The organism is Streptomyces sp. PT12, assembly GCF_003311645.1.
Classification (GTDB): Bacteria; Actinomycetota; Actinomycetes; order Streptomycetales; family Streptomycetaceae; genus Streptomyces.
The window spans coordinates 16,690-29,877 of sequence record NZ_QEST01000162.1; the positions used below are offsets into that span (position 1 = coordinate 16,690).

Here is a 13,188-nt window from a genome sequence, read left to right on the forward strand (position 1 = left end):
CGTCAGGGGCGCCGCAGCGCGTCGGCGGCGCCGGGGCCCGTCGCCAGCAGGGGGCGGCGCGCATCGACGGCTTCGGCGGGCTCGGGCCGCTCGTCGCGCGGCTGCTCCAGGATGTCCTTGGCGAGCACCGCGGGGTCGGGAAGCTCCATGGGATAGACGCCGTCGAAGCAGGCGCGGCACAGGCGCGACTTGGGGATCGTGGTGGCCTCGACCATCGCGTCGAGCGAGATGTAGGACAGTGAGTCGGCGCCGAGCGAGGTGCCGATCTCCTCGACCGAGAGGCCGTTGGCGATCAGCTCGGCCCTGGTGGCGAAGTCGATGCCGAAGAAGCAGGGCCACTTGATGGGGGGCGAGCTGATCCTGACGTGGACCTCGGCGGCGCCCGCCTCGCGCAGCATGCGGACCAGGGCGCGCTGGGTGTTGCCGCGGACGATCGAGTCGTCCACCACGACCAGGCGCTTGCCGCGGATCACTTCCTTCAGGGGGTTCAGCTTGAGCCTGATGCCCAGCTGTCTGATCGTCTGGCTCGGCTGGATGAACGTGCGCCCGACGTAGGCGTTCTTCACCAGGCCCGAGCCATAGGGGATGCCGCTGGCCTCGGCGTATCCGATGGCCGCTGGGGTGCCGGACTCGGGCGTCGGTATCACCAGGTCGGCGTCCACGGGCGCCTCGGCGGCCAGCCTGCGGCCCATCTCGACGCGCGAGAGATAGACGTTGCGGCCGGAGATGTCGGTGTCGGGGCGCGCGAGGTACACGTACTCGAAGGCGCATGTGCGCGGCGCGGCCTCGGCGAAGCGGAGGGTGCGCAGGCCGTTCTCGTCGACGGCGACCATCTCGCCTGGCTCGATCTCGCGGACCAGGGACGCGCCGACGATGTCGAGGGCGGCCGTCTCCGAGGCGGCGACCCAGCCGCGCTCGAGGCGGCCGAGCACCAGCGGACGGATGCCCTGGGGGTCGCGGGCGGCGTAGAGGGTGGTCTCGTCCATGAAGACGAAGCTAAACGCGCCCCGCACGCGCGGGAGTACGAGCGGCGCGGCCTCCTCGACGGTCAGCGGGCGCCCGTCGTCGCCGGTCTGCCCGGCGAGGAGGGCGGTGACGAGGTCGGTGTCGCTGGTGGCCGCCCCGCGGTGGCGCGGGCCGCGGCCGCCGGGGAGGGCGGCGACGAGCTCGGCGAGCTCGGCGGTGTTCACCAGGTTGCCGTTGTGGCCGAGGGCGATCGAGCCATGGCCGGTGGCGCGAAAGGTGGGCTGGGCGTTCTCCCAGGTGGAGGCGCCCGTCGTGGAGTATCTGGCGTGGCCCACGGCGATGTGGCCCGTGAGGGAGCCGAGGGACGATTCGTCGAAGACCTGGGAGACCAGGCCCATGTCCTTGAAGACCAGGATCTTGGAACCGTCGCTCACGGCTATGCCCGCGGACTCCTGTCCGCGGTGCTGGAGAGCGTAGAGCCCGAAGTAGGTGAGCTTCGCGACCTCCTCGCCCGGGGCCCAGACACCGAAGACGCCGCACGCGTCCCTCGGGCCCTGCTCGCCGGGGTCAAGGTCGTGGCTGAGTTGTCCGTCACCACGTGGCACGCTCCCGAGTCTAGGCCAGGACACCAGGGCGGCGAGAACCCCTTGTCGTGAGAGATGGCCCATACCGAACCGGTGTGATCAGCCCATCACGGGCAGCTCGGACGCGAGCGCGGACGCCCGTTCGCCGCTGGCGCGCAGGCGGCCCGCCGCGGTGGCCGCCGCCCACGCGGTGCGCCCCGTGGCCAGGCGCAGCCAGGTCAGGGGGTCGGTCTCGACCACGTTGGGCGGGGTGCCGCGGGTGTGCCGGGGGCCAGGGAGGCACTGGACGGCGACGAACGGCGGCACCCGCAGCTCGGTCGACGCGCCGGGCGCCTTGGCGGCGAGCGCGTCCGCGAGCACGCGCGTGGCGATGGCGAGCGCGCCGCGGTCGAGGCGCACGGGGTGGCCGGTGGCGCGGGCGAGGTCGTCGGCGCGGACGACGAGGCCGACGACCCGGGTGACCGTGAAGTCGAGCGCCCGCATGGGCCCCGAGGCGTGCGGCAGGAGGACGTCGTCGCGCACGCCCGTCTCCAGCACGGCCTCGAGCTCCTGCGCCGCCGCGTCCACGGCGGCGACGGGGTCGGAGGGCTCGTCCACGGAGGGGGCCGCCGTCGCCGCCGCCGTGGTCGCCAGGGCCCAGGTGACCGGGTCCGTGGTCGGGCGGGTGGCGGCCGGGGGCGGCTCGGCCAGCAGCCGCGGCAGCGCGTCGATCAGGCCCGCGACATCCGCGAGCAGCGCGCGGACCTCGCGCCGCCGCGCGCCGAGACCCGGCGCGGCCAGCCGTACGGTCTCCACCTGGGCGAGCAGCGCGTCGCGGACCCGGTCGGGGTGGTAGGCGCGGGGCTTGCGCCGGACGGCAGACATGGCACGGAGCTTAACGATCGCCGCCCCCGCCCGGGGCCCGCGGCGGCCCGGATGGCGGCCCGGGCGGCGGCCCGGGCGGGACAGTCGCATGGGCTGTCCTTCGGCGGGTACTCCGGGCCCATGGCTGGTATCGAACTCATGAGCAGCGCGTTCAACGACAGCGCGCCGATCCCCCCGCGGTACACGCTGGACGGCGAGAACCTGTCGCCGCCGCTGACCTGGAGCAGGGCCCCCGCGGGCACCGAGGAGCTCGTGTTGATGTGCGAGGACCCGGACGCGCCATCGGGCACGTTCCTGCACTGGCTGGTCACCGGCATCGATCCGGACAGTGACGGCGTGGCCACGGGCCAGGTGCCGCCCGGTGGGACGCCGCACCGCAACGGCATGGGCGACGAGGGCTGGGACGGGCCGAGGCCGCCGGTGGGCGACCCGGCGCACCGCTACTTCTTCCGCCTGTTCGCGCTCCCCGAGCCGGTCCGTTTCCCCGAGCGCGCGTCGGCCGACGAGGTGCACCGCGCTCTCGGCAGGCGGCAGCTGGCAAGCGGCACGCTGATAGGGCTCCACCAGCGCTGACCCGCGCGGGTCAGCGCTGGTGGAGAGCCGGTGTCCGAGACCGGTGTCCGAGAGCCGGTGTCCGAGAGCCGGTGTCCGAGAGCCGGTGTCCGAGAGCAGAGGAGGCGAATTCCCATGGCGGGAACCGACATGAACGAGATCCTGCGCGCCGTGCGGGACGTGGACTTCCCCGCGGGCAAGGAGGAGCTGGTAACGCAGGCCAAGCGGGCCGGGGCCTCCCAGGCCGCGATCAAGGCGCTGCGCGGCATCCCGCCCGACCGGTACCGCAACCGCTCCGAGGTGGCGCGCTCCGTGCGGCTGCCCATGGACGCGGGCAGCGAGCCGAGCCCCGCGGTGCGGGCCGAGCAGGCGCGCGAGGGCGGGCGGCCGCGCCGGTCGCCGTGGATGCGGGACATGCCCGAGCCGCCCGTTCAGGAGGAACTGGACCGCTGAGCCGCGGGGCCCCAAGGCCGAGAGGAGCGTGTGCACGCCATGGTGCGCAAGAAGATGGAAGGCAACGAGGAGCAGCGGCGCAGGGCCGCGCGCGACGCCCAGGGCAGCGGCGCGCTGCCGAGCGAGACCGGGTCGACCACCGGGGGCTCGAAGCAGCGCACGCACATGCCGGACCGCTCGTCGCTGAGCCACGAGGAGCGCATCGCGCCCCTCGGCCAGGGCAAGCAGCGGCATCCGGGGCCAGGGCGCGAGCGGCGCGAGCCGCCGCCGCAGCGGACGTTCGCCGGGCGCGGCGGCGCCGAGTACGGGCCCGAGCACGAGCGGGTGTTCCGCGCGCTCGGTGACGCGCAGCGGCGGCACGCGGGGCGGGCCGTGTACCTGGACGAGGTGGCCCGCGGGGCGGATCTGCCCCGCGAGCGCACCCGGGTCCTGCTGCACGACCTGGTGTCGGTGCACCGCCTGGCCACCGAGCTCCAGGGCGCGGACCGGCCCGACCAGGGGCCGCGCTTCCAGACCGGTCCTGGCCGGTGAAAGAGCGGCCCCGCCGCCTCAGCCGAACAGCGCGGGCAGCGTCGCGTCCACCGCGGCGCGCAGCTCGCCCAGCCCCAGTGTGAACTGGCCCTGCACCTCGATCGCCTCGCCCGTCACCACGCCCACGCGCGCCGCCGGGAGGCCACGCGCGGCGCACATGTCGGTGAAGCGGACCTCCTCGCTCCGCGGCACGGCGACGACCGCGCGGCCCGCCGACTCGGAGAACAGGAAGGTGAACGGGGTCAGCCCGTCGGGAACGACGAGGCGCGCGCCGTGCCCGCCCCTGAGGCAGGACTCGACGACCGCCTGGATCAGGCCGCCGTCGGACAGGTCGTGCGCCGCGTCGACCATGCCGTCGCGCGACGCGGCGATCAGGATCTCGGCGAGCAGCCGCTCACGTTCGAGGTCGACGCGCGGCGGCAGGCCGCCCAGGTGGCCGTGGACGACCTGGGCCCAGGCCGAGCCGCCCAGCTCGTCAGCGGTGTCGCCCAGCAGGTAGAGCAGCTGGCCCTCGGCCGCGAACGCCATGGGCGTGCGGCGCGTGACGTCGTCGATGACGCCGAGCACACCCACGACCGGCGTGGGGTGGATCGCGACGTCGCCGGTCTGGTTGTACAGGGAGACATTGCCGCCGGTCACCGGGGTGCCCAGCGTCCGGCAGGCGTCGGCGAGGCCGCGCGTGGCCTCCGCGAACTGCCACATGACGGCCGGGTCCTCGGGCGAGCCGAAGTTCAGGCAGTCGGTGACGGCGAGCGGGCGGGCGCCGGTGGCCGCGACGTTCCGGTAGGACTCGGCCAGGGCCAGCTGCGCGCCGGTGTACGGGTCGAGCTTGGCGTAGCGGCCGTTCCCGTCGGTGGCGATGGCGACGCCGAGGTTCGTCGTCGCGTCGACGCGGATCATGCCGCTGTCCTCGGGCTGGGACAGCACGGTGTTCCCGAGGACGTAGCGGTCGTACTGGTCGGTGATCCAGGACGTGGACGCCTGGTTCGGCGAGGACGCGACGGCGAGCACCTGCGCGCGCAGCTCGTCGCCGTCGGCGGGGCGCGGCAGCCTGGCCGGGTCGTCGGCTTGGAGGTCGTCCTGCCAGCCAGGGCGCGCGAACGGGCGCCGGTAGACCGGCCCTTCGTGCGCGACGGTGCGCGGCGGGACATCCACGATCTGCTCGCCGCGCCAGTGGATCTCCAGGCGGTCCCCCTCGGTGACCTCGCCGATCACGGTGGCGATGACGTCCCACTTGGCGCAGACGGCGAGGAAGCGCTCGACGTTCTCCGGCGCGACGACCGCGCACATGCGCTCCTGCGACTCGCTCATCAGGATCTCCTCGGGGGAGAGCGAGGAGTCGCGCAGCGGAACGGCGTCCAGGTCGATCCGCATGCCGCCCGAGCCCGCCGACGCCAGCTCGGACGTGGCGCAGGACAGGCCAGCGCCGCCGAGGTCCTGGATCCCGGCGACCAGCTTCTCGGCGAAGATCTCCAGGGTGCACTCGATCAGGAGCTTCTCCTGGAACGGGTCGCCGACCTGGACCGCGGGGCGCTTGGCGGGCTTGCCCGCGTCGTCGAACGTCTCGGAGGCGAGCACCGAGACGCCGCCGATGCCGTCGCCGCCGGTGCGGGCGCCGTAGAGGATCACTTTGTTCCCGGTGCCCGACGCCTTGGCCAGGTGGATGTCCTCGTGCCGCATGACGCCCACGCACAGGGCGTTGACCAGGGGGTTCCCCTGGTAGCAGGGGTCGAAGACGACCTCGCCTCCGATGTTGGGCAGGCCGAGGCAGTTCCCGTAGCCGCCGATGCCCGCGACCACGCCGGGCAGCACGCGCCGCGTGTCGGGGTGGTCGGCGGCGCCGAAGCGCAGCGGGTCCATCACGGCGACGGGGCGCGCGCCCATCGCGAGGATGTCGCGCACGATGCCGCCGATGCCGGTGGCCGCGCCCTGGTAGGGCTCGATATACGACGGGTGGTTGTGCGACTCGACCTTGAACGTCACGGCGTAGCCCTGGCCGATGTCGACGACCCCGGCGTTCTCCCCGATGCCGACGAGGAGCGCGTCGGTGGCCGGGGCCTTCTCGCCGAACTGGGCCAGGTGGACCTTGCTCGACTTGTAGGAGCAGTGCTCCGACCACATCACCGAGTACATGGCGAGCTCGGCACCCGTCGGGCGGCGGCCCAGGATCTCGCGGATCCTGGCGTACTCGTCCTCCTTGAGGCCCAACTCGGCCCAGGGCTGCGGGACTTCGGGGGTGACTTCGGCGTGCTTGACGGTGTCGACGCGGGCGTGCGCGCTCATCGGGCGACCAGCTCCCCGATGACCCCGGCGACCGAGGTGAAGAAGCCGAGTCCGTCGGTGCCAGGACCCGTCAGGGACTCCACGGCGTGCTCGGGGTGCGGCATGAGGCCCACGACGTTGCCCTGGGCGTTGGTGATCCCGGCGATGTCGCGGCGGGATCCGTTGGGGTTCACGTCCAGGTAGCGGAAGACCACGCGGCCCTCGGCCTCCAGCTCGTCGAGGGTGCGCTCGTCGGCGACGTACCCGCCCTCGCCGTTCTTGAGGGGGACGGTGATCTCCTGGCCATCGGCGAACGCGCGGGTCCAGGCCGTCGCGGTGCTCTCGACGCGCAGGCGCTGGTCACGGCAGATGAAGTGCAGGTGATCGTTCCGGGTGAGGGCGCCGGGGAGGAGATGGGATTCGCACAGGACCTGGAAGCCATTGCAGATCCCGAGGACCGGGAGACCGGCGCGGGCCCCTTCGATGATCGTTTCCATGACGGGCGAGAAACGGGCGATCGCGCCGCAGCGGAGATAGTCCCCATAGGAGAATCCGCCGGGCAGGATCACCGCGTCGACCTGGTGGAGGTCTTTGTCGCCGTGCCAGAGCGCGACGGGCTCGGCCCCGGCGAGCTTTACCGCGCGCCGCGCGTCGCCGTCGTCAAGGGAGCCGGGAAAGGTGACGACACCCACACGAGTGGTCACAGCCGCTCCTCGGGACGCACATGAACGGGCTCATCGACGGGCTCATCGACGCGGACGGTGAAGTCCTCGATCACGGTGTTGGCGAGAAACGTCCTGGCCATCTCGCGGACCCGCTCGATGGCGGCCTCGTCCACGGGGTCGGACAGCTCGAGCTCGAAACGCTTCCCCTGACGGACGTCCGCGACGCCGTCGAAGCCGAGGCGGGGCAGGGCGCGCTGGACGGCCTGGCCCTGGGGGTCGAGGATCTCGGGCTTGAGCATGACGTCGACTACGACGCGAGCCACTGGTACTCCCGGTGGTGATGCGGTGGTGGTGGTGCTTGACGCTGCACCGCTCAGCGTACCGGGGCGGAGAATCTACCCGGGTAGATAGGGCGCTTCGGTCACGTTAAGGTATCGAGGGCGGAAACCCCTGCAAGGAAGCCCCAAGAAAAAGTAAGGTCCCGCTTGCGGGATCTCGCCAAGCGGGAATTCCGTTGCCGCGCATTCTCATGAGAGCGCGGAACAAATAGAATGAAGCACAGTCGCGAACCAGGGAGCGTCAGCATCGCTGCGTGTGATTCGGCGGTCACCGGCTCGGGCACCGTCGGGCAGCGAGCCTCCCGGAAGGACCGATATCCCGTGGCACAGCGTGTAGTGGTCACCCTCTCCGACGACATCGACGGCGGAGAAGCGTCGGAAACGGTTGCCTTCGGTCTCGACGGGAAAACGTATGAGATCGATCTCAGCTCGCACAACGCGGAGAAGCTGCGCACCGCGCTCGCCCCCTACGTCGAGGCGGGGCGGAAGCGGGCGCGGTCGGGGAAGGCGTTCCACCACACCGCCGTCGCCCCCGACCCCAAGGCGGTACGGGCCTGGGCCGAGTCGAACGGCTTCGGCGTCCCGGCCAGGGGGCGCATCCCCAAGAAGGTCTACGACGCGTTCAACGAGGCACATGCCGCCGTCCATTGAGCCGACTTGCCATGAACCCCGGTTGATCCGCTAGAGTCTGGAGCACGCCAAGGGGCGCAAGCCCCGGAAGCCAGGCGGGTGTAGTTCAGTAGCAGAACACCCTCTTTCCAAGAGGGAGGCGCAGTGTGCGATTCCTGTCACCCGCTCCAGCCACTTCCCCACCTCAGGGTGGGTCCCATCCTCGGGGTGGGGGTATAGTGAGCGTCGTGCGGACGTGGCTCAGTTGGTAGAGCATCACCTTGCCAAGGTGAGGGTCGCGAGTTCGAATCTCGTCGTCCGCTCGTGAGAAGGGCCCGGTCTTCGGACCGGGCCCTTTGTCGTGTGCGAGGGCGGGCGTTGGGCTGGGGTGGGCTTCGTTGGACCCCGTTGGCCCGGGTGGGCTTCGTTGAGCTGGGCTGCGCGGGGCGGGCGTTGACGCTTTGGCCAAGGACTGACATTTGTCATGTGAGGCCATGACGATCGGCACTACCGTCGGGGGGCGAGGGGCCCGACGCTTGATCACATGGACACGATGATCGACGTACGAGGGCTGCGGCGGCGCTACGGGCCGCGGGGCGAGGGCGGGTTCGAGGCCGTCAGAGGGCTGGACTTCTCGGTGCGCGGGGGCGAGGTGTTCGCCCTCCTCGGGACGAACGGCGCGGGCAAGACCTCCACGGTCGAGGTGCTCGAAGGGCTGGCGCCGCCCACCGACGGCACCGTGCGCGTGATGGGGCGCGACCCGTTCCGCGAGCGGGCCGAGGTCCGGCAGCACACAGGGGTGATGCTCCAGGAGGGCGGGTTCCCCTCGGATCTGACGGTCGCCGAGACGGCCAGGATGTGGGCGGACTCGCTCACCGCGGCGCGGCCCGTGGACGAGGCGCTGGAGCTGGTGGACCTCCGCCACCGGGCTGCGGTGCGGGTCAAGCAGCTCTCCGGCGGCGAACGACGCCGCCTCGACCTGGCGTTGGCGCTCGTGGGCAGGCCGCGGGTGCTCTTCCTCGACGAGCCGACGACCGGCCTCGACCCCAAGGCGCGGCAGACGACGTGGGAGTTGGTGCGGCAGCTGCGCGACGAGGGCGCGACGATCCTGCTGACCACGCACTATCTGGAGGAGGCCGAGACGCTGGCCGACCGGCTGGCGATCATGCGCTCGGGGCAGATCGTGCTCGCGGGCACCCCCGCCGAGGTCACCGCGGCCCTGCCGTCCCGGATCCGCTTCACCCTGCCGGACGGGGTCGATCCCGCGGTGCTGCCGGTGGGTGGCGCCAGGGTGCGCGGGCAGGAGATCGAGCTCGAGACGCCCGATCTCCAGACGTCGCTGACGGACCTGCTGGTGTGGGCCAGGGACCGCAAGCTCGAGCTCGGCGGGATAGACGCCCGCTCGGCCTCGCTCGAAGACGTGTTTCTCGCCGTGGCGGAGGAGGCCCGATGAGCGTGACCGGAGCGGAAGGCGCGACGAAGTCCGGAGGCTTCTGGTCGGTCTGGGGCCTGCCGAGCTCCAGCGCGTGGCGCAGGATGCGGGCGCTGGCGAGGGCCGAGCTGACGCTGCTCCTGCGGAATCGCACGGCGGTGTTCGTCTCGCTGGTGATGCCCGTGCTGATGATGGCGGCGACATCGTCCACGGTGGGCGAGCTTGATCTCGAGGGCACGGGCTTCAGCGCGGGCGAGGTGGTGCTCACGGGCGGCCTCGGCATCGTGCTCGTCCTGGTCATCTACACCGGGCTGATACCGACGTATGTGGCCCGGCGCGAGGAGCGGACGCTCAAGCGGCTGCGGACCGGTGAGCTGACCGACGCCGAGATCCTGGTCGGCTCGGCCGCGCCCGCGGCGGCGCTGGCCCTGGCGCAGTGCGTGATCCTGGTGGTGTGCGGGGTGGTGGCGTTCGACGTGTCGGCGCCCCGGTCGCTTCCGCTGCTGGTGGTCGGCGTGGCGCTCGGCTTTGTGATGCTGACGGCCCTGGCGGCGGCGACCGCGGCGTTCACCAAGACCGTGGAGAGCGCGCAGATCACCTCGATGCCGCTGCTGATGGTGTCGCTCGTGGGCTCGGGCCTCATAGTCCCGCTCGAGGTCATGCCGGACGCGATGGCGGCGGTGTGCCGCGTGCTGCCCGTGACATCCCTGACGGAGCTGATGAGGGACGGCTGGCTCGGCGGCCTCGACGGGATGGAGCGGCTGCGCGCGCTGGCGGTCGCGGTGGCCTGGACGGCGTTCGCGGTGTTTGCTGTACGGCGGTGGTTCCGCTGGGAGCCGCGGCACTGACGAGAAGGGGACCGATGCGGGGGTTCGGCTGGCTGGGGCGGCTGCGCGGCGCGAGTCAGCAGCGCAGGATCCACCAGTACTTCCGGTTCTCGCTCGACTCGTTCGGCGTGACGGAGCTGGTCGTGGTTCTCGCGGTGATGGCCGTGACGGCGGAGGACAGCAGCGCCCTGGCCCTCACCCCGATCACCGCCCTCGCCCTGGCCAAGGGCGTGGTGGCGCTGCGGCTGACCAGGGTGGGCCTCGCCCACTACCTGGGGGCGGCGGAGCGCCCCGACCGGCTGCTGATGGCCATCTGCGCGCTGACGCTGGCGACGGTGTTCGGCGCGGGGGTGTCCATCGCGACCGGGGCGCTGCCCCCCGGCGCGACCGTGATCATCTCCTATGCCGCGGGCTATGCGTGCGGCCCGGTGATGCTGGCGCTGCCGCTGAGGCGGGCGATCGGCGTGAGCGCTGGCCTGGTGGCGTCGGCGGTGGTGGCCACGCTGATCGCCGGGGGGAACGGCGGCCTCCAGCTGGGGACGGTGCTCGGGGCGGTGCTGATCGCCGTGCTGCTGGGGTTCACGGCCCGCACCTCGGCCTGGACGCTGCGGGTGGTGGACAAGCTGGACGCGTCGCGCGAGACGGAGGCGCGCCTCGCGGTGGCCGAGGAGCGGCTGCGGTTCGGGCGGGACCTGCACGACATCCTCGGCCGGAACCTCTCGGTGATCGCGCTCAAGAGCGAGCTGGCCGCGCAGCTGGCCCAGCGGGATGTGACGGCGGCGACGGCCCAGATGGCCGAGGTCCAGGAGATCGCGCGGGACTCGCAGCGGGAGATCAGGGAGGTGGTGCGCGGCTATCGCGAGGTGAACCTGCACGCGGAGCTTGCCGGGGCGCGGGGGGTGCTGGAGGCTGCGGGGATCCGCTGCCGGATCGAGCACATGAACGCCTCGGACGACTCGGGCGCGCTGCCCGCGCGGGTGCAGTCCACGCTGGGGTGGGTGGTCAGGGAGGGCACGACAAACGTCCTCAGGCACGCCGACGCCGAGCAGTGCACGGTGCGGGTGCTCAGGACCGCGCGCGGCGAGGCGGTCCTTGACATGGTGAACGACGGGGTGCGCGGCGGTCGTTCGGCACCGGGGGACGCGGGTGCGGACGCGAGCGCGAGCGCGGGCGCGGACGCGGGCGCGGGCGCGGGCGCGGGCGCGGGCGCGGAGGGCGGCACGGAGGGCGGTGGGGCGGCGGGCTCAGGGGGCACGGGACTCGCCGGGCTGAGGGAGAGGCTGGCGGCGCTCGGCGGCTCGTTGACCGCACGGGCGGAGGACGACACATGGCGCCTGGTCGCGCGGGTGCCGATGAAGGGGACGGCGGAGTCATGACGGCGATCCGGGTGCTGCTCGCCGACGACGAGCACCTCATCAGAGGGGCCCTCGCCGCGCTGCTCGCGCTTGAGGACGACCTGGCGGTGGTCGCCGAGGCGGCGTCGGGTCCCGAGGCGCTGTCGATGGCCAGGGCGCACCGCCCCGATGTCGCGGTGCTGGACCTCCAGATGCCGGGCGGCGACGGCGTCTCGGTGGCGGAGGCGCTGCGGGGGGAGCTGCCAGACTGCGCGACGATGATCGTCACCGGGCATGGGCGGGCCGGGCACCTGAAGCGGGCACTCGCGGCCGGGGTGCGGGGGTTCCTGCCGAAGACGGTGTCGGCGCAGCGTCTCGCGGAGGTGATCCGCGCGGTGCACCGGGGGCAGCGTTACATCGACCCGGAGCTCGCAGCCGACGCGATCAGCGCGGGCGACTCGCCCCTGACCGCGCGTGAGGCGGAGCTGCTTGAGATGGCCGAGGACGGGGCGCCGATCAACGAGATCGCCGCGCGCGCGGGCCTGGCCGCCGGGACCGTGCGGAACTATCTCTCGTCGGCAGCCGCCAAGCTGGGCGCGGAGAACCGCCACACGGCGGCGCGGATGGCGCGCGAGCGCGGGTGGCTGTGAACGGGTGGCTGTGAGCGGTTCGCCTGGGGGGGCGTGCGGCGGCGTGTGCGAGGGCTGAAGACGCCGTCGTCGACTGGACGTTGACGCGGATGCGCCGGACGTTGACGCGGATGCCCGGGGCGTTCGCGGGCCCGGGTCAGGACCAGGAGGTGCCGGTCAGCAGGCGGTACGCCTCCTCGTACCGCGCGCGCGTCTGGGCGACGACCTCCGCGGGGAGGGGCGGCGGCGGGGTGTCGGACGCGCGGTCCCACCGCGCGTCCCGTGACGTCAGCCAGTCGCGGATGTACTGCTTGTCGTAGGGCTTCTGGGGGCGCCCGGGCCGCCACTCGTCCGCGCGCCAGAAGCGGGAGGAGTCGGGGGTCAGCACCTCGTCGGCCAGGATCAGCGGGTCGCCTGCGGTGGCCCCCGGGGCCCGCCCGAACTCGAACTTCGTGTCGGCCAGGACGATCCCGCGCTCCCGCGCGATGTCGCGCGCGCGGCCGTACAGGCTCAGGGTGGCCTGGCGCAGCTGGGTGGCCGTCTCGCTGCCGACCTGGCGGGCGACCTCCTCGTAGCTGACGTTCTCGTCGTGGTCGCCGACGGCCGCCTTCGTTGCGGGCGTGAAGATCGGCCCCGGCAGCTCGGAGCCGTCGACCAGGCCCTCGGGGAGCACGAGTCCGCAGACCGTGCGGTCGCGCTCGTACTCGACGAGGCCCGAGCCCGTCAGATAGCCGCGGGCCACGGCCTCCACCGGGATCATCGACAGCGGGCGGCAGATCATCGTGCGGCCCGCCCAGTCGTCGGGGGCGCCGGACGGCGGCTCGGTGCCGATCACATGGTGCGCCGTCAGGTCGGCCAGCTGGTCGAACCACCACAGCGAGAGCCGCGTCAGGATCTTCCCCTTCTCGGGGATCGGCGTGGCCAGCACCCAGTCGAACGCGGAGACCCGGTCGCTCGCGACCATCACCAGGTCGCCCGACTCGGTGCGGTAGAGGTCGCGGACCTTCCCCGTGTGGAGGTGGGTGAGCCCCGGCACCCGGATGGGCTCCGGCTTGTCGACGAATCCTGGCACCGTTGGCCTCCCGGTCGTTCGAGGGGCGCGGCGGCGCCCCGGCCCATTCTCGCGCAGCGCCGTCGGGGCC

General features: G+C 72.7%; 14 protein-coding genes and 2 tRNA genes. 10 read left to right on the top strand and 6 right to left on the bottom strand.

Annotated features, from left to right (window positions below):
* Positions 1-2: 2 nt before the first annotated feature.
* Both purF and DEH69_RS18060 read right to left on the bottom strand, forming a co-directional pair.
* On the bottom strand, positions 3-1,571 hold the full coding sequence (purF, locus tag DEH69_RS18055; protein WP_113688014.1) for an amidophosphoribosyltransferase: 1,569 nt from the start codon (positions 1,569-1,571) through the stop codon (positions 3-5).
* 78 nt (positions 1,572-1,649) lie between these two features.
* Positions 1,650-2,414 (bottom strand): sterol carrier family protein, encoded by a 765-nt coding sequence (locus tag DEH69_RS18060; protein ID WP_113688015.1) that lies wholly within the window; start codon positions 2,412-2,414, stop codon positions 1,650-1,652.
* Positions 2,415-2,534: 120 nt separating this feature from the next.
* Here DEH69_RS18060 and DEH69_RS18065 point away from each other — a divergent pair, with 120 nt between their 5' ends.
* The 3 genes from DEH69_RS18065 (at position 2,535) to DEH69_RS18075 (ending at position 3,950) form a co-directional block, all read left to right on the top strand.
* Positions 2,535-2,987, top strand: coding sequence for a YbhB/YbcL family Raf kinase inhibitor-like protein (locus DEH69_RS18065; RefSeq protein WP_113688079.1), 453 nt, complete (start codon positions 2,535-2,537; stop codon positions 2,985-2,987).
* A gap of 114 nt (positions 2,988-3,101) precedes the next feature.
* Positions 3,102-3,419 carry a DUF2795 domain-containing protein gene (locus tag DEH69_RS18070; protein WP_113688016.1) on the top strand — a complete coding sequence of 106 codons (318 nt, stop codon included), beginning with the start codon at positions 3,102-3,104 and terminating at the stop codon, positions 3,417-3,419.
* Between the two features lie 39 nt (positions 3,420-3,458).
* Positions 3,459-3,950: a hypothetical protein gene (locus DEH69_RS18075; RefSeq protein WP_113688017.1), complete on the top strand. Its 492-nt coding sequence runs from the start codon at positions 3,459-3,461 to the stop codon at positions 3,948-3,950.
* Between the two features lie 18 nt (positions 3,951-3,968).
* Here the strand turns inward: DEH69_RS18075 and purL are convergent, their stop codons facing one another.
* From purL to purS, 3 genes are read right to left on the bottom strand one after another with little or no spacing between them, the layout of a single operon-like run.
* Positions 3,969-6,233, bottom strand: a complete 2,265-nt coding sequence (gene purL / locus DEH69_RS18080) for a phosphoribosylformylglycinamidine synthase subunit PurL (protein ID WP_113688018.1) — start codon at positions 6,231-6,233, stop codon at positions 3,969-3,971.
* Entirely contained in the window at positions 6,230-6,916 is a 687-nt protein-coding gene (purQ, locus tag DEH69_RS18085) for a phosphoribosylformylglycinamidine synthase subunit PurQ (RefSeq protein WP_113688019.1), read from the bottom strand. The genes purL and purQ overlap by 4 nt, the downstream gene beginning before the upstream one ends.
* On the bottom strand, positions 6,913-7,200 hold the full coding sequence (gene purS, locus DEH69_RS18090; protein ID WP_113688020.1) for a phosphoribosylformylglycinamidine synthase subunit PurS: 288 nt from the start codon (positions 7,198-7,200) through the stop codon (positions 6,913-6,915). The genes purQ and purS overlap by 4 nt, the downstream gene beginning before the upstream one ends.
* Positions 7,201-7,536: 336 nt before the next feature.
* Here purS and DEH69_RS18095 point away from each other — a divergent pair, with 336 nt between their 5' ends.
* The 7 genes from DEH69_RS18095 to DEH69_RS18125 all read left to right on the top strand — a co-directional run bounded on the left by DEH69_RS18095 (position 7,537) and on the right by DEH69_RS18125 (position 12,067).
* Positions 7,537-7,866: an Lsr2 family protein gene (locus DEH69_RS18095; RefSeq protein ID WP_113688021.1), complete on the top strand. Its 330-nt coding sequence runs from the start codon at positions 7,537-7,539 to the stop codon at positions 7,864-7,866.
* 74 nt (positions 7,867-7,940) lie between these two features.
* Positions 7,941-8,015 (top strand) — tRNA-Gly (locus DEH69_RS18100).
* A 59-nt stretch (positions 8,016-8,074) separates the two neighbouring features.
* Positions 8,075-8,147: transfer RNA gene (locus DEH69_RS18105), tRNA-Gly, on the top strand.
* A 221-nt stretch (positions 8,148-8,368) separates the two neighbouring features.
* Entirely contained in the window at positions 8,369-9,277 is a 909-nt protein-coding gene (locus DEH69_RS18110) for an ABC transporter ATP-binding protein (protein WP_113688022.1), read from the top strand.
* Entirely contained in the window at positions 9,274-10,104 is an 831-nt protein-coding gene (locus tag DEH69_RS18115) for an ABC transporter permease (protein WP_113688023.1), read from the top strand. Before DEH69_RS18110 ends, DEH69_RS18115 begins: the two co-directional genes overlap by 4 nt.
* Before the next feature lie 14 nt (positions 10,105-10,118).
* A complete protein-coding gene (locus DEH69_RS18120) occupies positions 10,119-11,459 on the top strand; it encodes a histidine kinase (RefSeq protein ID WP_258534752.1) in 1,341 nt (446 codons plus the stop codon).
* Complete coding sequence (locus DEH69_RS18125) at positions 11,456-12,067, top strand: DNA-binding response regulator (protein ID WP_113688024.1); 612 nt, start codon at positions 11,456-11,458, stop codon at positions 12,065-12,067. The genes DEH69_RS18120 and DEH69_RS18125 overlap by 4 nt, the downstream gene beginning before the upstream one ends.
* 136 nt (positions 12,068-12,203) lie before the next feature.
* Here the strand turns inward: DEH69_RS18125 and DEH69_RS18130 are convergent, their stop codons facing one another.
* Entirely contained in the window at positions 12,204-13,118 is a 915-nt protein-coding gene (locus DEH69_RS18130) for a phosphoribosylaminoimidazolesuccinocarboxamide synthase (RefSeq protein ID WP_113688025.1), read from the bottom strand.
* Between the last annotated feature and the right edge of the window lie 70 nt (positions 13,119-13,188).

Coding starts and splice junctions, on each gene's coding strand:
- DEH69_RS18110 (WP_113688022.1), top strand. CDS start 8,369: ATGGACACGATGATCGACGTACGAGGGCTGCGGCGGCGCTACGGGCCG.
- DEH69_RS18120 (WP_258534752.1), top strand. CDS start 10,119: ATGCGGGGGTTCGGCTGGCTGGGGCGGCTGCGCGGCGCGAGTCAGCAG.
- DEH69_RS18125 (WP_113688024.1), top strand. CDS start 11,456: ATGACGGCGATCCGGGTGCTGCTCGCCGACGACGAGCACCTCATCAGA.
- DEH69_RS18060 (WP_113688015.1), bottom strand. CDS start 2,414: ATGTCTGCCGTCCGGCGCAAGCCCCGCGCCTACCACCCCGACCGGGTC.
- DEH69_RS18075 (WP_113688017.1), top strand. CDS start 3,459: ATGGTGCGCAAGAAGATGGAAGGCAACGAGGAGCAGCGGCGCAGGGCC.
- DEH69_RS18070 (WP_113688016.1), top strand. CDS start 3,102: ATGGCGGGAACCGACATGAACGAGATCCTGCGCGCCGTGCGGGACGTG.
- purL (WP_113688018.1), bottom strand. CDS start 6,233: ATGAGCGCGCACGCCCGCGTCGACACCGTCAAGCACGCCGAAGTCACC.
- DEH69_RS18115 (WP_113688023.1), top strand. CDS start 9,274: ATGAGCGTGACCGGAGCGGAAGGCGCGACGAAGTCCGGAGGCTTCTGG.
- DEH69_RS18065 (WP_113688079.1), top strand. CDS start 2,535: ATGGCTGGTATCGAACTCATGAGCAGCGCGTTCAACGACAGCGCGCCG.